We start from the raw sequence: 20103 nt of genomic DNA on the forward strand, positions 1-20103 counted from the left end.
GACCTTGTTTAGTAGCCGAAGGCGGTGCAGGTGCCCGTCGCGGTCTTCGACGGGTCGCTGATCGACGTGGCGGTCAGCTTGACGCGGGCGGTGAGGTCACCGCCTTGGCTTCGCTTGGCCAGCGCGCCGACCTTGACGTGCTGGCCGAACTTGGCCGTCGCGAGGGCGTTCGGGAGGCGGACCTCCCAGCCCTTCGCGTCGGTGGACGCGGTCAGCCGGTAGGTGTCGGTGTCGTACGGGGCCTCGGCGCCCTGCGGTGATCCGCTGTTCAGCAGCGTGAAGTCGCAGGAAGCCAGGCCGCCCTCGCCGAACGCGGGTGGTGCGGGCCAGAGCGTGGTCCCGCGTTCCTGGGTGCCTGAGCCGTCCAGTGAGGCGACCGTGACCGTGTAGGTGAGCACGCCCCGGCTGTCCTTGGCGACATTGGTGATCAGGAAGCGGAGCCGGTTCGCCGTGTCGGTGTACTCGTACGGACTGGCCGCGCCGGTGCCCGCCTTGAACGCGGCGTCGTTGAGCTGGCGGTAGTCGCCGATGGTGATCTTGACCGGGGTGCCGTCGGGCTTCTTGTAGTCGGTGATGCCGATGTCGCCGGGGTTGGCGTCGATGACCCACTCGAAGGGCGCGTTGTCCGCGTTCTTCGTCTTGGTGATCAGCACGCCGGAATCCGGGTTGAAGGAGTCCGCGCCGAGCCGGTCGACGACCTCGACCGTGTAATTGTCGTAGCCGCCGCCGTCACAGAACGGGTCCTTCGCGCGGTCGCACTTCGGGGACTTGTCGCCGCCGGTGAGCTTGATGTTGAGGCCGCTGTAGGTGCCGGGCAGCGGCGCCGCCACACGGGCGGTGATACGGGCGGTGACCGGGCCGGTGGTCGCCAGCTTGTTGCGGTCGAGCTGGAGGATGGCGGCCGGGTCGACGATGCCGAGCTTCATCTTGTTGCGGATCATGTGCTGGGAGCCCATCGAACTGCCCTGGGTGGCCGGGATCTGCCACCGGGTGTGCGGGCCGCCGGGGCCGTTGAACGTGCCGCGCGAAAGCATTTCCCACGGTCCGCTGTAGTCGCGTGACGGTGGGGTGGCGAACGGGTTGTTGTAGTTGTCGGCGATGCCGAGGATGTGGCTGAACTCGTGCGCGTAGGTGGACTGACCTGAGCTTTCGGCCTGGGTCGAGCTGCCGCTTTGCGCGTTCGGCCAGATGCTCGCGGCGGACTTCCACGAGGTCCAGGGGACGTAGCGGGTGGCGGCGTAGTTGGGGAGGTTGTGGTTAGGCGGGCCGAAGGTGTCCGGCACGTTTTCCTTGCTGCCGAACTTCATCTCGCCGAATTCCTGCCACGTCGAGCTCTCGTCCTGACCTGCTGAGAGGTAGAAGATGAAGTCGAACTGGTTCGCGCCGCCGCCGACTTCGGCGCGCCATGCGTTGCCCGCGTCGGTGCGGAGGTTGCGGTTGCAGTTGGCGTCCGGCGGGCACGCGTTGGGCTGGAACTCCATGCCGTATTCGAAGGACTTGCCGGGCATCCGGTAGGGGCCGAACGCGGTCAGCTGCACGCCGAACCGGCCGAGCGAGTCCTCCATCCAGTACTCGTTGATCGTGTGCCCGTGGTTGAGCGCACCGGGTTTGTTGAGGAAGTCCTGGTAGTACTTGGCGACGTTCGCCCTCGGGATGTTGCTCGCGGCGACACCGGGGTTGCCGAAGACGGTCGAGTTCGGCGGCTGGGTCACCACGAAGTTCTGGTCGGGGTAGTCGGCGAGGACGACGGCGCCCTTGAAGGTCCGTTTGGTCGGTTTGAGTGACGGATCGGCCCAGTTCGTGCCTGGCACCTTGTGATAGTCGGCCCAGGTCATGTCGTCCTGGTTCTGCCAGGTGGCGGCGTCGATCGGGGCGGGCCAGCCTCGGGTGAGCGGCTGGGCCGAAGCGGTGCCGGTGCCTAGCCCGGTCAGCAGGACGGCGGCGGCGAGTAGGGCAAACGCTTCTCTTAAGCGCATCTGCGGCTCCTCACATCTTCGGGGCCGTCGTGGGTGACGGCCCCGAAGATCACGGTAAGGAGGAGTTTCCGAGTCTCGCGCAGGCTCTAACCGCTTGCCCCACAACGAAAGTCGGTCATGCCGGACGTGTGGGGCAGGTGGTGCTCCCGGGATGACGCGGGAATCATCCCGGGAGCCGGACACCCGCGGGTCAGCAGGACAGGTTGCCGCCCGGGGTGGTGCCGAGGATCTGCACGAAACGTTGGTAGGCGTCGATCCGGCTCTGCACCTGGCCGGGGTTTCCGCCGTTGCATTCCAGGCTGCCGTTGATGCTGCGGATGGTCTCGCCGAAGCCGCGGCTGTTGACCATCGCGTTGTGCGGGGTCATCGTGCCGGGACCGTTCTGTGTCATCCAGTACCAGAGGCCGGTCTTCCACGCGACGGCCGAGTCGCGCTCGACCTGCCACGGGTCACCGAGCAGGTTGATGCCGAGCGCGTCGCCCGCCGCCTTGTAGTTGAAGTTCCAGCTGAGCTGGATCGGGCCTCGGCCGTAGTAAGCGGCCTGGCCGGCGGGGCAACCGTAAGACTGGCTGTAGTCGCAGTAGTGCGGGTAGTTCGACGTGTTCTGCTCGACGATGTACACCAGGCCACCGGTCTCGTGGTTGACGTTGGCGAGGAACGCCGCCGCCTCCTGCTTCTTGATCGTGTCGCTGCCGGTCTGCGCGAAGGCCGGGTACGCGCTCATCGCCGCGGTGAGACCCGCGTAGCTGTAGAAGGAATTGCGGCTCGGGAACATCTGGTTGAACTGGGCCTCGCTCACCACGAACCCGCCGGGGTTGGTGGGCGGAGTGGTCGGCGGGGTGCCGCCGCAGGTGTACGGGTCCCAGAACCAGGTGCTGATCACCGGGTCGTAGCCGGGATTGTCGTGCTCGGCGATGTAGTAGTTGCCGTCGGTGTACTTGACGATATTGCCTGTCACATAAGACTTTCCGGCGACCCAGGCCGGGTAGTCACAGCTTCCGCCGCCACCGGGAGGGGTGGAGCCGCCGCTGCACGAGCCCTGGTCGGCCCAGACGTCGACGGTGCCGGGGATCTCGCCTTGCGTCCACCATTTCGCGGACCAGTTGTGACTGTTGTAGGAGGCCGTCATGCCGCCGGTGTAGACCTGCCCCGAACTCCAGGCCGCCACACAGCTCGCGGCGGACGCGGAGGACATCGGGAGTACCACGGCGAGTGTCGTGGCGGCGGCGAAAGCCATCAAGGACGCGAAGACACGCTGTATCGACACCAGAGCACTCCTTTGTGCGGCAATTGGTCCATACCACGTTAGGTATAGACCAATTTTGGGCAGGAGCGGCTCAGGTGTCGGGTTTCCGCCAGTGAGGGAGTCCGTTCGCGGCTACCAGGTGACCGGAAGCGCTTTCAGTGCGCGCACCGGCGTGCCTTCGTTCCAGCGCAGCTCGGATTCGTCGACGGCCAATGCCAGATCGGGGAAGCGGGTCACCACGGCGGCGAGTGCCGTGCGCAGTTCCAGCCGGGCGAGGTGTGCGCCGAGACAGAAATGCGTGCCGTGGCCGAAGCCCAGCTGTACGGCACGGTCGGTGCGTTCGATGTTCAGCTCCGCCGGGTCGGTGAACACGCGCGGGTCGACGTTCGCGGCGCCGGTCAGCGCGATCACCGCTTCGCCCTTCTTGATGAGCCTGCCATCGAGTTCGACGTCCTCTGTGGCCACTCGCGGCAGCGTGCTCGTCGTAAGTCGCGTGTAGCGCATCAATTCCTCGACCGCTTGCGGCATCAGTTCGGGCTTCGCGCCCACCAGCGCGAGCTGGTCCGGGTTGCGCAGCAGCGCGACGATCGAATTGCCGAGCTGATTGACCGTCGTTTCGTGGCCCGCGATGAGCAGCATCTGCAAATTGGCCAGCAGTTCGACCTCGGTCAGCTCGGGCGCGGCGGCGAGCACCGAGGTCAGATCCGAGCCGGGGTTCGCCCGCTTTTCGGCGACGAGGCCGCTCAGGTACTCGCGGATGTCGGTCACGGCGGCGGCGATCTCCTCCGGGGTGTACGCCGTCGACGCCATCAGCTTGCGCGACCAGGCGCCGATGCGGGCGTGGTCGGCGCCGGGCATGCCGAGCAGGTCGCAGATGACCGTGATGGGCAGCGGCGCGACGAACGCGGGCACCAGGTCCGCCGGTCTGTCGCCCGCCTGGACGGCGTCGAGCAGGTCGTCGACGATCTGCTGGACCCTCGGCGCCATCGCCTCCACCATCCGCGGGCTGAACGCCGTCGCGATGAGGCGGCGAAGCTGGGCGTGCCGCGGCGGGTCGATGCTGGTCAGCACATCGGGGTCGGCCGCGCTCCGCACGATGACCGGCGCGCCGGGCCCCACCGCGGCCGCGCGGCTGAAGCGCTGATCCGAGAGCGTTTTGCGGCAGGCGTCGTGACCCAGCGCCAGCCAGATGGGTGACCCGGCGAGCTCGGCGCTGACCACGGTGGCGTCGGCCAGCAGCTTGGCACCTTCCGTCTCCTGGTGGTCACTGTGCGGAGTGGTGAACGGGAACGACACCATGGCGGTCTCCTGTGCGTGAAGTCGGACAGCCAGATTCGGCCCTGTCGCAGGTCAGGGGCAAGCCGCCGTCCCGGTCGCGGTGCGTACCCGGCTGGTCGCTATTCTGGGCGTCCCAGTGCGGCGGGACCCCCTGGTCTTGACACACTGGGTAGCTTTTTCAGCATCGACGCGAAGAGGATCCCTCTTCCGGGTGAAGGCCTTCGGGCGAGCCGTTACGTTGCGGGAGGGCACTCCGGTGCACAACCCAGTTCATCTGCTCATGCGATCCGCCCTGCGCGCGGTCAGTGGAGCGGCACTCGCCGCCGGGCTGCTCGTGCTGGGCGCGGGCGCGGCGAACGCGCAGGGCGCGGCCGCCGTCGAGTCCAATTCCGTCGCGTTCGGACTGCTCGGCCCGGTCGGTCTCATCGCCGTCGCGCTGGGGATCGTCGGCATGGGGCTCGGGGTGCTGCGCCAGCGCCGCAAGGCGCGCGCCGAGGCACAGGCGCAGGCCGCCACCGGCATGGCGGAGGCCGTGCTGGCCGACGAGCCGCCCTCTCGCGCGCCGCTCGCGGGCTGAGGCTGTTTTATTCCCATGTGAGGCCAACATCCCTCACAGCGAAAACTCTTACTAGGACTTACTCCACGTCCGTAGGCTCGCGTCATGGCTGACCGCGTGTTGATCACCCCGCCCGAGCCGAAGCCGACTCCCTCCGCGATGCGACGGGCACTACGCCGCGCCTCGGACGGGGTGGCCTTGGACGTCACCGAGGCCGCCGTGCTGCTGCACGCCCGTGGTGACGACCTCGAGCAACTCCTGGCCGCCGCGGCGAAGGTCCGCGACGCGCACCTCGCCGACCAGGGCCGCAGCGGCATCGTCACGTACAGCAGCAGCGTGTTCATCCCGCTGACCAAGCTGTGCCGGGACCGATGTCATTACTGCACCTTCGTCACCGTCCCCGGCAAGCTCCACTCGATGTACCTCGAACGCGACGAGGTGCTGGAGATCGCCCGTGCCGGCGCCGCCGCCGGGTGCAAGGAGGCGCTGTTCACGCTGGGGGACCGGCCGGAGGACCGGTGGCCCCAGGCGCGTGAGTGGCTCGACGCGCGCGGGTACGACTCCACTTTGGACTACCTGCGCTCCTGCGCGATCGCGGTGCTCGAGGAGACCGGCCTGCTGCCGCACCTGAACCCCGGCGTGATGAGCTGGGAGGAGCAGCAGCGGCTCAAGCCCGTCGCGGCGAGCATGGGGATGATGCTGGAGACCACCGCGACGCGGCTTTGGTCCGAAAAGGGCGGTCCGCACTACGGCAGCCCCGACAAGGAGCCCGCCGTCCGGCTGCGCGTGCTCGACGACGCCGGCCGCGTCGGCGTCCCGTTCACCACCGGCATCCTGCTCGGCATCGGCGAGACGCTGACCGAGCGCGCCGAGTCGCTGCACGCGATCCGCCAGCGCGCCAGGCAGTTCCGCCACATCCAGGAGATCATCGTCCAGAACTTCCGCGCGAAGCCGGACACGGCGATGCGCGACACCCCGGACGCCGACCTCCACGATCTCGCCGCGACGGTCGCGGTCGGACGGTTGCTGATGCCGCCCGGCGTCAGCGTCCAGGCGCCGCCGAACCTCGTCGGCGACGAGCACGCGCTGCTGCTGCGCGCCGGGATCGACGACTGGGGCGGCGTCTCGCCGGTCACCCCCGACCACGTCAATCCCGAGCGCCCGTGGCCCGCTGTCGACGCGCTGCGCGCGCTGACCGCCGAGGCCGGTTTCGAACTGCGCGAGCGGCTCGCGGTGTACCCCAAGTACGTCAAGGCCGCCGAGAAGTGGCTCGACATCCGGCTCGACCCGCACATCTCCGCGCTGGCCGACGCGGACGGCCTCGCGAACGAGTCCGCGCCCGTGGTCGGCCACCGCTGGCAGGAGCCGGACGGCGGGCTGGAGACCATCGGCCGGGCCGACCTCAACACCTCGATCGACACCGAGGGCCGCACCTCCGACCGGCGTGGCGACTTCGACAGCGTCTACGGCGACTGGGACATCCTCAAGACCCAGGTCCCGTCGGCCGAGCGGCTCGACACCGACGTCCGAGAGGGCCTGCGCCTCGCCGAGAACTACCCCGGCGCGCTGCTGGAGCCCGCGCACGCGAGTGCCGCGATGGCGTTGCTGACCGCCGACGGCGCCGCGCTCGAGACGATGACCAAGCTCGCCGACGACCTGCGCGCCGACGTGGTCGGCGACGACATCACCTACGTCGTCAACCGGAACATCAACTTCTCCAACGTCTGCTACGTCGGCTGCCGGTTCTGCGCGTTCGCCCAGCGTGAGCGCGACGCCGACGCGTTCCGGCTGTCCGTCGAGGAGGTCGCGGCGCGTGCCGTCGAGGCCGCGGCGGCCGGCGCGACCGAGGTCTGCATGCAGGGCGGCATCGACCCGAAGCTGCCGGTCAGCTACTACGCCGACATCGTCCGCGCGATCAAGGCGGCGGTGCCGGACATGCACGTCCACGCGTTCTCGCCGATGGAGATCGTGTCCGCCGCGTCGAAGGCGGGCGTCAGCGTCGAGGAGTGGCTGACCGAGCTGCGCGACGCCGGGCTCGGCTCGATCCCCGGCACGGCGGCGGAGATCCTCGACGACGAGGTCCGCTGGGTGCTCACCAAGGGCAAGCTGCCCGCGCAGACCTGGATCGACGTGGTGTCGACCGCGCACCGGCTCGGCATCCAGTCCTCGTCGACCATGATGTACGGCCACGTCGACCACCCCGGCCACTGGCTCGGGCACTTCCGGGTGCTCGGCCGGATCGCGGTCGAGACCGGCGGCTTCACCGAGTTCGTCGGCCTGCCGTTCGTGCACCACAACGCGCCGATCTACCTGGCCGGTGTGGCGCGGCCCGGCCCGACCGTGCGTGACAACCGCGCGGTGCACGCGTTCGCGCGGCTCGCGCTGAACGGCCGTATCGACAACGTCCAGTGCTCCTGGGTCAAGCTCGGCGACGAGGGCACCGCGCAGGTGCTGCGCGGCGGCGCGAACGACATCGGCGGCACGTTGATGGAGGAGACCATCTCGCGGATGGCCGGTTCGGAGCACGGCTCCTCGCGGACCGCGGCCGAGCTGGACCACCTGGCCTCGCTCGCGGGCCGTCCCTCGCGCCAGCGCACCACCACCTACGGGCGAACTCTGGTCGCGGGCTGAGGTACGGGATAAAGCGGGCTTAACTCCACCAAGGAGTAAAGCCCGCTTTATCCCGCTTTCTAGGCACCGCGGGCGTGCGCGTGGCACGATCGTCGGCGTGACCAGCAGCCCCGACGCGGCGAGACTCAGCGATCTCGCGCGCTTGCGCCGCGTCCGGGATCGGATCGACCGCGAGTACGCGCAGCCGCTCGACGTCGAGGCGCTGGCGCGCGGTGTGCACATGTCCGCCGGGCATCTCAGCCGCGAGTTCAAGCGCGCGTACGGCGAAGCGCCGTACTCCTACCTGATGACCCGGCGCATCGAGCGGGCGATGGCGTTGCTGCGCCGTGGTGACCTCAGCGTCACCGAGGTCTGCTTCGAGGTCGGCTGCTCGTCGCTGGGCACCTTCAGCACCCGCTTCACCGAGCTGGTCGGCGTGCCGCCCAGCACCTACCGTGACCAGGCCGCGAGCGCGACGGAAGGCATGCCCGCGTGCGTGGCCAAGCAGGTGACCAGACCGATCAGGAATCGAGAAGCGCGGTCTTCGGGGCGCACTTAGTGTGATCGCCATGGACATCACCATCAACGCCAGCTTCCTTCCGCAGAACGACCCCGACGCCGCGCTGGGCTTCTACCGCGACATCCTCGGCTTCGAGGTCCGCAACGACGTCGACTACAAGGGACTGCACTGGATCACGGTCGGCCCGGCCGGTCAGCCGGACACCAACATCGTGCTGTTCCCGCCGGAGGCCACCCCCGGGCTCACCGACGACGAGCGCAAGACCATCACCGAGATGATGGCCAAGGGCACGTACGGCAGCCTCAGCCTCGCCACCAAGAACGTCGACGACGTCTTCGACCAGGTGCAGGCGGCGGGCGCCGAAGTCGTCCAGGAGCCGGTCGACCAGCCGTACGGCGTGCGCGACTGCGCCTTCCGCGACCCGGCGGGCAACCTGATCCGCATCCAGCAGCAGCCGTAACCAGCCGCTCACGACCGATGGAGAAACGATGAGCAAGCCCGTCGCAGACAGCCACGATCTCATCCGGGTGCTGGGCGCGCGTGTGAACAACCTCAAGGACGTCAGCGTCGAGCTGCCCAAGCGCAGGCTGACGGTGTTCACGGGTGTTTCCGGCTCCGGCAAGAGCTCGCTGGTGTTCAGCACGATCGCGGCGGAGTCGCAGCGGCTGATCAACGAGACCTACAGCTCGTTCGTCCAGGGGTTCATGCCGTCACTGGCCAGGCCCGAGGTCGACGTGCTGGAGGGGCTGACCACGGCGATCATCGTCGACCAGCAGCGGATGGGGGCCAACCCGCATTCGACGGTCGGCACCGCCACCGACGCCAACGCGATGCTGCGCATCCTCTTCAGCAGGATCGGCAAGCCGCACATCGGTTCACCGCAAGCGTTTTCGTTCAACGTCGCGTCCATCAGCGGCGCGGGCGCGGTCACCATCGAGAAGGCCGGGCAGAAGGTCAAGGAGCGCCGGAGCTTCAGCATCACCGGTGGCATGTGCCCGCGTTGCGAGGGCCGGGGCCGGGTCAACGACATCGACCTGACCCAGATCTACGACGAGACCAAGTCGCTCAACGAGGGCGCGATCACCATCCCGGGGATCAGCATGGAGGGCTGGTACGGCCGCATCTTCCGCGGCAGCGGCTTCTTCGACCCCGACAAGCCGATCGCGAAGTTCACCAAGAAGCAGCTGAACGACCTGCTGTACAAGGAACCGACCAAGATCAAGGTCGAAGGCATCAACCTGACCTACCAGGGCCTGGTACCGCAGATCCAGAAGTCGTTCCTGTCCAAGGATGTCGAGGCGATGCAGCCGCACATCCGCGCGTTCGTGGAGCGGGTGGTCACGTTCACCATCTGCCCCGAATGCGACGGCACGCGGCTGTCCGAGCTGGCGCGCTCGTCGAAGATCAAGCGCATCAACATCGCCGACGCCTGCGCGATGCAGATCAGCGATCTCGCCGACTGGGTGCGCGGCCTCAAGGAGCCGTCGGTGGCGCCGCTGCTGGCGAACCTGACGGCCACGCTCGACTCGTTCGTCGAGATCGGCCTCGGCTACCTCAGCCTCGACCGCCCGGCGGGCACCCTCTCGGGCGGCGAGGCGCAGCGCACCAAGATGATCCGGCACCTCGGATCGGCGCTCACCGATGTCACCTACGTCTTCGACGAGCCGACCATCGGGCTGCACCCGCACGACATCCAGCGCATGAACAACCTGCTGATCCAGTTGCGGGACAAGGGGAACACCGTGCTCGTCGTCGAGCACAAGCCGGAGGCGATCGCGATCGCCGACCACGTGGTCGACCTCGGCCCGCGCGCGGGCACCAAGGGCGGCGAGGTGGTCTTCGAGGGCACGGTCGACGGGCTGCGGTCCAGCGGCACGCTCACCGGGCGGCACCTGGACGACCGCGCTTCGCTCAAGCCGGAAGTCCGGGAATCCAGTGAAGTGCTGCAGATCCGCGGCGCGGACACGCACAACCTCCAAAACGTCGACGTCGACATCCCGCTCGGCGTGCTGGTCGTGGTGACCGGCGTGGCGGGTTCGGGCAAGAGCTCGCTCATCCACGGCTCGGTCGCCGGGCTGGACGGCGTCATCGCGGTCGACCAGGGCGCGATCAGGGGGTCACGGCGCAGCAACCCGGCGACGTACACCGGCATGCTCGAGCCGATCCGCAAGGCGTTCGCGAAGGTCAACGGCGTCAAGCCGGCGCTGTTCAGCTCCAACTCCGAGGGCGCCTGCCCGACCTGCAACGGCAACGGCGTCATCTACACCGACCTCGGCGTGATGGCCACCGTCGCCACGCTCTGCGAGGAGTGCGAGGGCAAGCGGTTCCAGGCCGAGGTGCTGGAGTACAAGCTGGGCGGCAAGGACATCAGCGAGGTGCTCGCCATGTCGGTCACCGAGGCGAGCGAGTTCTTCGCGGCCGGTGAGGCGAAAACCCCGGCGGCACACAAGATCTTGACCCACCTGTCCGATGTCGGGCTCGGCTACATCAGCCTCGGGCAGCCGCTCACCACGCTGTCCGGCGGCGAGCGGCAGCGGCTCAAGCTCGCCACGCACATGGGCGAGAAGGGCGGCATCTACGTGCTCGACGAGCCGACAACCGGCCTGCACCTGGCCGACGTCGAGCACCTGCTCGGCCTGCTCGACCGGCTCGTCGACGCGGGCAAGTCGGTGATCGTGATCGAGCACCACCAGGCGGTCATGGCGCACGCGGACTGGATCATCGACCTCGGGCCTGGCGCGGGCCATGACGGCGGCAAGGTCGTCTTCGAGGGCACGCCCGCCGACCTCGTCGCGAAGCGCTCGACACTCACCGGTGAGCACTTGGCGGCTTACGTCGGGTGACAAGTACGTAGTGGTCCCTGATTGTTTCCCGTGGTGATCAACGGGCAGTGTCGGGAGACATGCAGAACGCGTTCCCCCGAGCACTGGACGCCGCGATCACCTCGAGTGGGCTGAGCCTGGAACGGGTCCGCCACCGCCTCGCCGAACGCGGCGTGCGCGTCAGCGTCGCGACGTTGAGCTACTGGCGCAACGGAAGAAGCCGCCCGGAGCGCAGGGACTCACTGCGCGCCGTGCGGATCTTCGAGGAGCTGTTCGAGCTGCCGCCCGGTGCGCTCACCGTGTTGCTCGGCCCGCGCCGCCCCCGGGGCAGATGGGGCGGCGCGAGCCGGCGGTCACTGGGTGTTGCTGGTGACCCAGGACTTGTAGTACGACACGTCGACGTAGATCGACGGGCCGGTGGCGCAGGTGCTGGAGTTGTTCCCGGCCCTGCTGGTGGCGCCGATCAGCTCCCAGGTCCCGTTGACCTGCTTGACCTGCGGGCCACCGGAGTCACCGTAGCAGGCGCCCTTGTTGCCACCGGGGTTGTTGGTGCAGATCTCGCTGGCGCCGCTGATGCCGAGGCACTTGTTGTCCGCGACGATCGAGGTGTCGAGCTGCTGCAGGGTCACCGGCGACCCACAGGCGCCCGCGGGTGCGCAGGTCTGACCCCAGCCGATGATCCGGGTGGCCTGGCCGACCGGGCCGGATGAGTCCGAGATCGCGACCGGGGCCTGCGGCACCGAGGTGGCGAGCTTGAGCAGCGCGAGGTCGGCGCTCGGGTGGGCGATGCGGCTGCTCACCCTGGCGACCGTGCCGCCGCTGGTCCGGTTCGTGGTGCCGACCCGCACCTGGGCAGGCTGCCCGCAGTGCTTGGCGGTGACGACCCAGTTGGCCTTGACTAGCGAGCCACCGCACGAGTGACCGCCACTGGCGGACTGCAGTGAAGCCATGAACGAGTAGACCTGGGTCGCGTTCCCGCCGCCGACGATGTCGGTCTGGGCGGCGGCTGGCGCGGTCAGCGAAAGTGCCGCAGCCGCCGTGACGGCGAGGCCGGCGAGCAGGGACCTTGCTTTCATCATGTGCTCCTTCAGTGAGGAGTGAACCGGTCATCCTGCACGTTAGGAACGCTTGCGGTTGGTGAATAACCTACGGAAGTATGGGCGGTTTAACCGTTTAGTACTTTTGTCGGCTAGGGGGAGCCTGGGGTCACCCGGTCGTGGATAAGTAGGGGGTAACTTTTCGGTTTTCGTCTGTTTTGGCTGATTGGACTGCAGTAGCTTGCTGCGCTATGTCGACCAATCCCGGCCCTGAGAACTGGGGCCAGCAGCAACCGCAGCAGCCTCCTCCAGGTGGCGGTTTCCCCGCCGCGCCTCCGCCGCCGCCGCCCCACGCGCCCGCCGCGCAGGGCCCGGTGCCCAAGTCACTCGACACCTCGGTCAAGATCTGGTTCGTCGCGGCCGGTCTCGCCGTGCTGAACGTCATCATCAGCATCGTGACCAACAGCTCGATCAACGCCGAGCTGGTCGCCCGCGGCCTCCCATCCGGTGGTTCGAACGTCGGCGGCATCGTCTTCAACCTGGTGCTGATCGGCCTCTGGGTCTTCTTCGTTCTGCAGATGAAGGCAGGCCAGAACTGGGCCAGGATCACGCTGACCGTCGTCGGCGGCATCGTCCTGCTCTTCAGCTTGATCGGCCTGCTCGCGCTTGGCATCTTCTTCGCGATCGGCTTCTTCGGCGCGCTCTACGGCTTGCTCTCGCTGGTGAACATCGCGCTGCTCGTCGGCGCGATCTACTTCCAGTTCAGGCCTGACGCCAACGCGTTTTTCGTGCGACGCTGAACCAGAGCGCGACCAGCAGCACATAGAGGGTCACCGCGAGACCGGTGACCACCGCGGACCCGGTGCGGGCGGCAAGCGCGCTCGCACCGGTGACGCATGTCCCGAGCGGGAACGTGAAAGCCCACCAGGACAACGAGAATTCCGGTCGTTCCTTAACGGTGACCGCGATCGCGAGCGCCAGCCACACCATCGCGAACCCGAACGTCGGCACGCTGTAGAGCAAGCCGAACGCCCGGGCCGCGTTGCCGTACGGCGCCGGGGCCACTTCGCCGAGCACGAGCGCCGCGGTCGTCGACTGGCCGAGCGGGCCGAGCACGATCCACAGCGTCGGCGACGGCAGGCCGCCGCGCATCACGCGGCCCCAGATCAGCGGCAGCAGCGCGACCGTCGCGAAGAGACTGATGCCGAAGAAGCCGTAGCAAGCCAAGACGAGCGCGAGTTTTCCTTGCCCGTCAGGTAAATGCGCGGCCAGCGCGGCGCCGGTCGTCGCGGACACCATCGGCGGGACGACCGGCAGCAGCCAGGTGGGGGAGACCTCGCTCGCGTCGATCCGGCCGGTGATCATCCGATACGGCACCGTCACCGTCGTGAAGAGCCCGAGCGCGGTTCCGGCCGTCCACAGTGTCCAGTCGATGGCCAGACCCGTTGTGCCGCCGATGAAGTTGAGCGCACCGGCGCCGATGGTCAGCAACGCCATCGGCGGCGCGCCCCAGAAATGCTCGAGTGGCGCCGGGCCCGACTTGACGAGTTTCCAGCAGAGCACGAGCAGCCAGGCGGCCGCACAGGCCCAGATCACCGCGGCGACCGGCTTCAGGCCGTGCACAGGGAGGGTGACCGCCGCGTTCGCGACGATGCTCGTGCCCATGACCGAGGTGAACCATTTCGGAGCCAGGCGGGCGGGCGCGGATTTGAGCATGACTTCACGATCGTGGGTTCCGCGCCCACTCGGTAGGGACCGATCCGCGATGAACTCATAAGCTTTGCCTATGGCTCTACCGACGAGGGTGGCCGACCTGACCGGCTTCGACCTGCTGCTTTCCATCGCCAAGCTGGGCAGCATCGGGCTGGCGGCGCGGGCACACGGCATCTCGCAGCCCGCCGCGAGCTCACGGCTGCGGCAGCTGGAGACCCAGGTCGGCGTGCCGCTGGTGGACCGGTCGCCGCGTGGCTCCCGGCTCACGAACGCGGGCGCGCTGGTCGTCGACTGGGCCAGGCCGGTGGTCGACGCGGCCGCCGATCTGGAGGCGGGCATCGCCGCGCTGCGCGCGGAACGCGATACCCAGCTGCGGGTCGCGGCGAGCCTGACGGTCGCGGAGTACCTGATGCCGAAGTGGCTGGCGGCGCTGCCCGCCGGGAGCGCGGTCGCGCTGAGCTCCGGGAACTCCGCCGAGGTGGCCGAGCTGGTGCTCGACGGCAAGGTCGACCTGGGCTTCACGGAGGGCCCGGATCTGCGCGGCGGGCTCGAAGCGCACAGCGTCGGCCGCGACAAGCTGCGGCTGGTCGTCGCGCCCGGTCATCGGTGGGCGCGACGCCGGATCAACGTCGCCGAGCTGGCCGCGACCCCGTTGATCAGCCGCGAACGCGGATCCGGCACCCGGCGCGCGCTCGAGCTGGCGGTCCGGCCGCTCGACCTGGCCGCGCCGCTGCTGGAGCTGTCCTCGACAACGGCGATCAAGGCCGCGGTGATCGAGGGGATCGGCCCTGCGGTGCTGAGCGCGCACACGGTCGCGGCCGAGCTGGCGGCCGGGACGCTGGTCGGCGTGGACGTCGCGGGCGCCGACCTCGGGCGTGAGCTGCGGGTCGTCTGGCGGGCCGGTCGTTCGCCGCGTGGGCTCGCGGCCGACCTCGCTGCCATCGCGGTCAGGGGTTCCTGACAGAATTGACCCCGTGTCTGAAGACGTGACTACGAAGCTGCGGGTGCTGTCCGGGATCCAGCCGACCGGGGACTCGTTCCACCTCGGCAACTACCTCGGCGCCGTCCGGCAGTGGGTGGCGCTGCAGGACACGCATGAGACCTACTACTGCGTGGTCGACCTGCACGCGATCACCGTCGAGCAGGACCCGAAGGTGCTGCGGCACCGCACGCGGCTCTCGGCGGCGCAGCTGCTCGCGCTGGGCGTCGACCCGGACCGCAGCGCGCTGTTCGTGCAGAGCCACGTGCCCGAGCACGCGCAGCTCGGCTGGGTGCTCGAATGCCAGACCGGCTTCGGCGAGGCCAGCCGGATGACGCAGTTCAAGGACAAGGCGTCGAAGCAGGGCACCGACCGCGCCAGCGTCGGGCTGTTCACCTACCCGGTGCTGCAGGCCGCGGACATCCTGCTCTACCAGGCCAACGCGGTGCCGGTCGGCGAGGACCAGCGCCAGCACCTGGAGCTGACGCGTGATCTGGCGCAGCGGTTCAACAAGCGGCTCGGCAAGACGTTCACCGTGCCGGAGCCGTACATCGTCAAGGGCACCGCGAAGATCTATGACCTGCAAGACCCGACGTCGAAGATGAGCAAGTCGGCGTCCACCGGCAACGGGCTGATCGAGCTGCTGGAAGACCCGAAGCGCTCGGCGAAGAAGATCCGGTCGGCGGTCACCGACACCGGCCGCGAGGTCGTCTTCGACGCGGAGAACAAGGCTGGGGTCGCGAACCTGCTGACCATCTACTCGGCGCTGACGTCGCGGACGATCGCCGAGCTCGAAGCCGCTTACGAGGGCAAGGGCTACGGCGACCTGAAGAAGGACCTCGCCGAGGTGCTCGTCGACTTCGTGACGCCGTTCCAGGCGCAGGTTCAGTCCTATATGGACGATGTGGCCGAATTGGACAAGGTGCTCGCGCGCGGCGCCGAGCGGGCACGCGAGGTGGCCTCGCGGACGCTGGCGGCGGCGTACGACCGGATCGGTTTCCTGCCGCCCAGCTGACCAGCGCGGGGGCGTTCGCTGGTTTACCGTTTGTAGGTGGCTGAAAGCGAAGAGAAACTACTGCCCCGGCTGCGGCGCAAGTACGCGTGGCTCGATCACCTGATCCGCGCGAACGACGCGTTCACCGAACGCTACGGCAATCACTACGCCGCGGCGATCACGTACTTCAGTGTGCTGTCGCTGTTCCCGTTGCTGATGGTGGGTTTCTCGATCGCGGGCATGGTGCTGCAGGGTGACCCCGCCGCGCTCGACCAGTTGCGCCAGGGGATCACGAAGTCGGCGCCTGCCGGGCTCGGGGACTTCCTGAACCAGATCGTCACGACCGCGTTGCAGGCCGGCGCTGGCACCGGGATCTTCGGCCTGGTGCTCGGGTTGTACTCGGGCATCGGCTGGATGACGAACCTGCGCGACGCGTTGACGGCGCAGTGGGGTCAGGAGAAGCAGGCGCTGCCGCTGATCTCGACGACGTTGAAGGATCTGCTGCGGCTGGTCGGCCTCGGGCTGGCGCTGGCGTTCTCGTTCGGCATCACCGCCGCGGGCAGCGGCGTCGGCCGTCTGCTGCTGCGGCTGGTCGGGCTGGAGAACGAGGGCTGGGCGGTGTTCCTGCTGCGGCTGGCGACGATCCTGCTCGGGCTCGCCGGGAACATGCTCGTGTTCACGTGGGTGATCGCGCGGCTGCCGCGCGAGAAGGTCAGCTTCCGCAGCGCGCTGAAGGGTGCGGCGATCGCGGCCGTCGGCTTCGAGGTGCTGAAGCAGGTCACCACGGTCTACCTGGGCTTCGTGAGCTCGTCGCCGAGCACCGTGCTGTTCGGGCCGATCCTGGGTCTGCTGTTCTTCGCGAACCTGGTTTCGCGGTTCCTGCTGTTCGTCACCGCTTGGACGGCCACGGCTCCGGAGAACGAGGTCAAGGTAGTGCGGCCACCGGACCCGGTCGTTTTGCGGCCCAACGTGACCGTGGAGCGTCGACCGAGCTTCGGGGTGCCCGCAGCCGCATTCGGGGCCGGAGCGCTTGTCGGCTACCTCAGGGGCCGTAAAGGGTCGTGAGCGTTCCGGCCGGTTCTAACCGGTCGGAACGCTCACGAGCCCTGAGCTGCGGCTTTCCTGCGGAAGTGGCCGATGGTGAAGCCCGCGACGATGATCAGGGCGACCACGAGGGTGAGGATCCAGCCGACGACGCCGAAGCGGTCCTCCGGCGCGGCGACGGCCGCGTTCGGGGTCGAGTTGTCCTGCGGGTCGGGGATGGCCTTGCCGTTGGTGCCCGCCTTGTAGACGATCTGGCCGACCGGCTCGGCCTTCGACGCTTCGAGCGCGAAGCCGTAGTCGAGCAGCTTCGACGCCTGGTCGACGATGCGCGTCGGCCGCTGCTCGCCGCGCATGGTCACCACGGCGATGCGCTTGCCGTTGCGCGCCGCGCCGCCGACGTAGGTGTGCCGCGCGTCGTCGGTGAAGCCGGTCTTACCGCCGAGGAAGCCGGGGTAGACGCCGAGCAGCTTGTTGTCGTTGTACACCGGGAACGACGGCTTGTCGCCCATCGCCGGCCACTGGAATTCCTTGGTGCCAACGGCTTTCGCGAACTCCGGCTGCTTCATCGCGTAGTGGAAGACGACGCTCAGGTCATAGGCCGAGGTCGACATGCCCGCCGCGTCGAGCCCGGACGGCGAGGCCGCGCGGGTGTCGGTCGCGCCGATCTTGGCGGCGAGCGCGTTCATCTTCCCGAGCGTCGCGTCGACGCCTCCGAGCGCGGTCGCGAAGGTGTGCGCGACGTCGTTGCCGGAGTGCATCAGCAGGCCGTGCAGCAGCTGGTCCACTGTGTACTTGCCGCCCGCGACGATGCCGACGCAGGTGCATTCCTGCTCGGCGTCCTCTTTGGTCGGTGAAATCACCTGTTCGGGTTTGAGCTCGGTGACCACCACGAGCGCGAGCAGCGTCTTGATGAGCGAAGCCGGGCGCTGGCGCGCGTGCGGGTTCTTCGCGGCGAGCACGGCGCCGGTGTCGAGGTCCTGCAGCACCCAGGACGCCGAGGTGACGTCCGGCGGGTTGAGCGCGTTCTTCGGGACGACGGTGTCGCACTCCGCCATCCGCGGGCCGCCCTGCGGCGTCGCGGGCACCGGAAGCGGGGCAGGGGCCTGCTTTCCCGGCAACGGCTTCTCGGAGGTGTCGATGGGCGGCGGCGGGGTTTCCCGGTTCGAGCAGCCGGACGCGGGTGCGTTCGCCGTCGTCGACGGCGGAGCCGCCAAAACCGGTGAAGCCGTCAGCAAAAGCGACATCACGGCAGGAACGAGAACCTTGAGCGACCGGGTAACTGCGGAGTGCACCCTCGGAATATAGCTGCGGCGCGTAGCGCCTCCGTTGAGGGTGGTGGTGGGGAGGGGCAGGCGGTACCTGCGGTGGGAGAGTTGCATACTCGGGGGCATGTCTCGTCGCGTCTCGCTGTTTCTGCTGGCCTTCGGCGTCTGGTCGTGGATCATCTGGATCACGTTCGTGAAGAACCTGTGGGCAGGCGATCGGTCCTGGGCCGCCGACGGTTCCCCGACCGCGTTCTTCATCGTGCACTTCGTGCTCGCCGTGGTGTCGTTCGCGCTCGGCTCGATCATTGGGGTGATCGGATGGCGGGGATTCCGGCGGCAAAAAACGAACAATGGGTGAGCATTACCCCATATGGGGGACAGTGCTGAGTCCTTCGAATGCCTAACGTTCTCGCCATCAGGTTTGTTCAGGGCATGTCGCGCCGAACCGCGCCCTGCCCGTTCACTGGAGGTGGAATGTCCCCCATCCGTCGATGGCTGCTCCCGGCGGCCACCGTGCTCGCGCTGACCGCGAGCATGGCGCCGAGCGCGAGCGCCGCCGCACCGGCCGCGCCCACGTGCGACACGACCAGCGAAGCCTTCAACTACGTGGTCATCTACAACCCGCACACCCCGCAGTTCCTGGTCGACAAGGAACTGAAGGCCAAGTGCGGCACGAGGGTCTCGTACTACCCCGAGATCGGGGTCGCGGTCGCGTCGTCGCGCAACGCCGACTTCCAGGCCAAGGTCGGCGAGTTCCGCGCCTACTCCGGTAACCGCGAGGTGCGTTTCCCGCCCGCTTCGGCGGCAGCGGCCCAGCGCCGGGAGATCATCGCGGAGCGCGAGAGTGAGGAGACCCGTGAGGTCGTCGCGGCCGCGGACGTGAGCGCTCAGCAGTGGGACATGCGCGCCATCCACGCGCCCGAGGCCAACAAGATCAACCCGGGCAGCAAGAACGTCACGGTCGGCGTCCTCGACTCCGGCATCGACATCAAGCACCCGGCGCTGACCAACGCCGTCGACGCGAAGCAGTCGGCCAACTGCAACTCCGGCGCGCCCGACACCACCCCGGACTCGTGGCTTCCGACGGCCTCGGACCACGGCACGCACGTGGCTGGCACCATCGCGGGCAAGGACGACGCGGCCAAGTTCACCGGCGTCGCGCCCGGCGTCAAGCTCGCCTCGGTGAAGGTGGTGAACGACGACGGCAACATCCTCCCGGAGGCCGCCGTCTGTGGCTTCATGTGGGCCGCGAAGCACCGCATGGAGGTCACCAACAACTCCTACTACATCGACCCCGGCGAGTTCTACTGCCCGAAGCAGGCCGGTGACGCCGCCGCTTACGAGGCCGTCCGCCGCGCCGTCACATACTCGAACAACCGCGGCGTGCTCAACGTCGCGGCCGCGGGCAACGACGGCTTCGACGTCACCAAGCAGACCGTCGACAAGATCCGGCACCACAAGCTCGACTCGAGCTGCGGCATCCTGCCCAAGGCGATCGACGGCGTCGTGACCGTGTCCGCGGTCGGCTACGCGGGCACCAAGTCCTCGTACAGCAACTTCGGCGCGGGCCAGACCGATGTCACCGCCCCCGGCGGTGACCGCGCCCAGCTGCCCCCGGCAGGCCAGGGTGCGGGCTGCCCGCTCTCGTCGGTCTTCGGCGGCGTCTACGGCACCAAGTGCGGCACTTCGATGGCATCCCCGCATGCCGCCGGTGTCGCGGCGCTGCTGGCGAGCAAGTACCGCTTCGCTCCGCCGGCGCTGCTGACCTGGCTGCTTGAGCGTCAGGCCGACCCGGTCGCTTGCTCGGACGCGATCTGCACGGGGCCGGCGAACAACAACTCGTACTACGGCCACGGCCTGGTGAACGCCCTGGACGCGGTGAAGTAACCCTGCTCTGACGATGGCCCCCTTGGGAACCTTGGTGTTCCGAAGGGGGCCTTTGTCGTTGCTGGGCTTGGGTGAGGGCCTCCCTGACTCGGCTATGTGGGTGAGGGCCTCCCTGACTCGGGTGGGTCGGGTGAAGGAGGCCCTGACTCGGCTATGTGGGTGAGGGCCTCCCTGAC

At 68.4% G+C, this 20103-nt stretch carries 17 protein-coding genes; 11 read left to right on the forward strand and 6 right to left on the reverse strand.

What is annotated here, in order from left to right:
• Nucleotides 1-8: 8 nt before the first annotated feature.
• The 3 genes from BLV57_RS28470 to BLV57_RS28480 all read right to left on the reverse strand — a co-directional run bounded on the left by BLV57_RS28470 (nt 9) and on the right by BLV57_RS28480 (nt 4521).
• On the reverse strand, nt 9-1976 hold the full coding sequence (locus BLV57_RS28470) for a M6 family metalloprotease domain-containing protein (protein WP_091293882.1): 1968 nt from the start codon (nt 1974-1976) through the stop codon (nt 9-11).
• A 190-nt stretch (nt 1977-2166) separates the two neighbouring features.
• The gene (locus tag BLV57_RS28475) at nt 2167-3213 is read right to left on the reverse strand and encodes a glycoside hydrolase family 19 protein (RefSeq protein ID WP_091294253.1); all 1047 of its coding nucleotides are present in this window, start codon (nt 3211-3213) and stop codon (nt 2167-2169) included.
• A 141-nt stretch (nt 3214-3354) separates the two neighbouring features.
• Complete coding sequence (locus BLV57_RS28480; protein ID WP_091293884.1) at nt 3355-4521, reverse strand: cytochrome P450; 1167 nt, start codon at nt 4519-4521, stop codon at nt 3355-3357.
• Between the two features lie 259 nt (nt 4522-4780).
• Here BLV57_RS28480 and BLV57_RS28485 point away from each other — a divergent pair, with 259 nt between their 5' ends.
• The 5 genes from BLV57_RS28485 (at nt 4781) to BLV57_RS28505 (ending at nt 11029) form a co-directional block, all read left to right on the forward strand.
• Nucleotides 4781-5077, forward strand: a complete 297-nt coding sequence (locus BLV57_RS28485) for a hypothetical protein (protein ID WP_091293887.1) — start codon at nt 4781-4783, stop codon at nt 5075-5077.
• 84 nt (nt 5078-5161) lie between these two features.
• Complete coding sequence (locus BLV57_RS28490; protein WP_091293891.1) at nt 5162-7687, forward strand: bifunctional FO biosynthesis protein CofGH; 2526 nt, start codon at nt 5162-5164, stop codon at nt 7685-7687.
• A gap of 97 nt (nt 7688-7784) precedes the next feature.
• Nucleotides 7785-8225, forward strand: a complete 441-nt coding sequence (locus BLV57_RS28495) for a helix-turn-helix transcriptional regulator (protein ID WP_091293893.1) — start codon at nt 7785-7787, stop codon at nt 8223-8225.
• 10 nt (nt 8226-8235) lie between these two features.
• Nucleotides 8236-8646, forward strand: a complete 411-nt coding sequence (locus BLV57_RS28500) for a VOC family protein (RefSeq protein WP_091294255.1) — start codon at nt 8236-8238, stop codon at nt 8644-8646.
• Between the two features lie 28 nt (nt 8647-8674).
• Nucleotides 8675-11029: an ATP-binding cassette domain-containing protein gene (locus BLV57_RS28505; protein ID WP_091293895.1), complete on the forward strand. Its 2355-nt coding sequence runs from the start codon at nt 8675-8677 to the stop codon at nt 11027-11029.
• Between the two features lie 332 nt (nt 11030-11361).
• On the opposite strand, the gene BLV57_RS28515 is transcribed toward BLV57_RS28505, so the two are convergent.
• Nucleotides 11362-12084: a S1 family peptidase gene (locus BLV57_RS28515; RefSeq protein ID WP_091293897.1), complete on the reverse strand. Its 723-nt coding sequence runs from the start codon at nt 12082-12084 to the stop codon at nt 11362-11364.
• Nucleotides 12085-12296: 212 nt separating this feature from the next.
• On the opposite strand from BLV57_RS28515, the gene BLV57_RS28520 reads away from it, so the two are divergent.
• A complete protein-coding gene (locus BLV57_RS28520; RefSeq protein WP_091293899.1) occupies nt 12297-12845 on the forward strand; it encodes a hypothetical protein in 549 nt (182 codons plus the stop codon).
• Here the strand turns inward: BLV57_RS28520 and BLV57_RS28525 are convergent.
• Complete coding sequence (locus tag BLV57_RS28525) at nt 12808-13761, reverse strand: SLAC1 family transporter (protein ID WP_091293900.1); 954 nt, start codon at nt 13759-13761, stop codon at nt 12808-12810. The genes BLV57_RS28520 and BLV57_RS28525 overlap by 38 nt on opposite strands.
• 70 nt (nt 13762-13831) lie before the next feature.
• Here BLV57_RS28525 and BLV57_RS28530 point away from each other — a divergent pair, with 70 nt between their 5' ends.
• Genes BLV57_RS28530 through BLV57_RS28540 form a run of 3 tightly spaced genes read left to right on the forward strand, consistent with a single transcriptional unit; the run spans nt 13832 to nt 16796 of the window.
• The gene (locus tag BLV57_RS28530; RefSeq protein ID WP_091293901.1) at nt 13832-14719 is read left to right on the forward strand and encodes a LysR family transcriptional regulator; all 888 of its coding nucleotides are present in this window, start codon (nt 13832-13834) and stop codon (nt 14717-14719) included.
• Nucleotides 14720-14732: 13 nt separating this feature from the next.
• Nucleotides 14733-15752: a tryptophan--tRNA ligase gene (trpS, locus tag BLV57_RS28535; RefSeq protein ID WP_091293902.1), complete on the forward strand. Its 1020-nt coding sequence runs from the start codon at nt 14733-14735 to the stop codon at nt 15750-15752.
• 36 nt (nt 15753-15788) lie between these two features.
• Nucleotides 15789-16796, forward strand: a complete 1008-nt coding sequence (locus tag BLV57_RS28540; protein WP_091293903.1) for a YhjD/YihY/BrkB family envelope integrity protein — start codon at nt 15789-15791, stop codon at nt 16794-16796.
• A 32-nt stretch (nt 16797-16828) separates the two neighbouring features.
• Here BLV57_RS28540 and BLV57_RS28545 read toward each other — a convergent pair whose 3' ends face one another.
• Nucleotides 16829-18067, reverse strand: a complete 1239-nt coding sequence (locus tag BLV57_RS28545) for a D-alanyl-D-alanine carboxypeptidase family protein (RefSeq protein WP_091293904.1) — start codon at nt 18065-18067, stop codon at nt 16829-16831.
• A gap of 97 nt (nt 18068-18164) precedes the next feature.
• On the opposite strand from BLV57_RS28545, the gene BLV57_RS28550 reads away from it, so the two are divergent.
• Both BLV57_RS28550 and BLV57_RS28555 read left to right on the forward strand, forming a co-directional pair.
• Complete coding sequence (locus tag BLV57_RS28550; RefSeq protein ID WP_091293908.1) at nt 18165-18398, forward strand: SCO4848 family membrane protein; 234 nt, start codon at nt 18165-18167, stop codon at nt 18396-18398.
• 116 nt (nt 18399-18514) lie between these two features.
• Nucleotides 18515-19927, forward strand: coding sequence for a S8 family peptidase (locus tag BLV57_RS28555; RefSeq protein ID WP_091293911.1), 1413 nt, complete (start codon nt 18515-18517; stop codon nt 19925-19927).
• The last annotated feature ends 176 nt before the right edge of the window (nt 19928-20103 follow it).

Source organism: Amycolatopsis xylanica, from assembly GCF_900107045.1.
Taxonomy (GTDB): Bacteria; Actinomycetota; Actinomycetes; order Mycobacteriales; family Pseudonocardiaceae; genus Amycolatopsis; species Amycolatopsis xylanica.

What these genes read in the sequence shown, in the direction of transcription:
- BLV57_RS28475 (WP_091294253.1), bottom strand. Translation starts at nt 3,213, where the DNA reads ATGGCTTTCGCCGCCGCCACGACACTCGCCGTGGTACTCCCGATGTCC.
- BLV57_RS28490 (WP_091293891.1), top strand. Translation starts at nt 5,162, where the DNA reads ATGGCTGACCGCGTGTTGATCACCCCGCCCGAGCCGAAGCCGACTCCC.
- BLV57_RS28550 (WP_091293908.1), top strand. Translation starts at nt 18,165, where the DNA reads ATGTCTCGTCGCGTCTCGCTGTTTCTGCTGGCCTTCGGCGTCTGGTCG.
- BLV57_RS28500 (WP_091294255.1), top strand. Translation starts at nt 8,236, where the DNA reads ATGGACATCACCATCAACGCCAGCTTCCTTCCGCAGAACGACCCCGAC.
- BLV57_RS28530 (WP_091293901.1), top strand. Translation starts at nt 13,832, where the DNA reads ATGGCTCTACCGACGAGGGTGGCCGACCTGACCGGCTTCGACCTGCTG.
- BLV57_RS28480 (WP_091293884.1), bottom strand. Translation starts at nt 4,521, where the DNA reads ATGGTGTCGTTCCCGTTCACCACTCCGCACAGTGACCACCAGGAGACG.
- BLV57_RS28520 (WP_091293899.1), top strand. Translation starts at nt 12,297, where the DNA reads ATGTCGACCAATCCCGGCCCTGAGAACTGGGGCCAGCAGCAACCGCAG.
- BLV57_RS28470 (WP_091293882.1), bottom strand. Translation starts at nt 1,976, where the DNA reads ATGCGCTTAAGAGAAGCGTTTGCCCTACTCGCCGCCGCCGTCCTGCTG.
- BLV57_RS28525 (WP_091293900.1), bottom strand. Translation starts at nt 13,761, where the DNA reads ATGCTCAAATCCGCGCCCGCCCGCCTGGCTCCGAAATGGTTCACCTCG.
- BLV57_RS28555 (WP_091293911.1), top strand. Translation starts at nt 18,515, where the DNA reads ATGTCCCCCATCCGTCGATGGCTGCTCCCGGCGGCCACCGTGCTCGCG.
- BLV57_RS28485 (WP_091293887.1), top strand. Translation starts at nt 4,781, where the DNA reads ATGCGATCCGCCCTGCGCGCGGTCAGTGGAGCGGCACTCGCCGCCGGG.
- BLV57_RS28515 (WP_091293897.1), bottom strand. Translation starts at nt 12,084, where the DNA reads ATGAAAGCAAGGTCCCTGCTCGCCGGCCTCGCCGTCACGGCGGCTGCG.
- BLV57_RS28505 (WP_091293895.1), top strand. Translation starts at nt 8,675, where the DNA reads ATGAGCAAGCCCGTCGCAGACAGCCACGATCTCATCCGGGTGCTGGGC.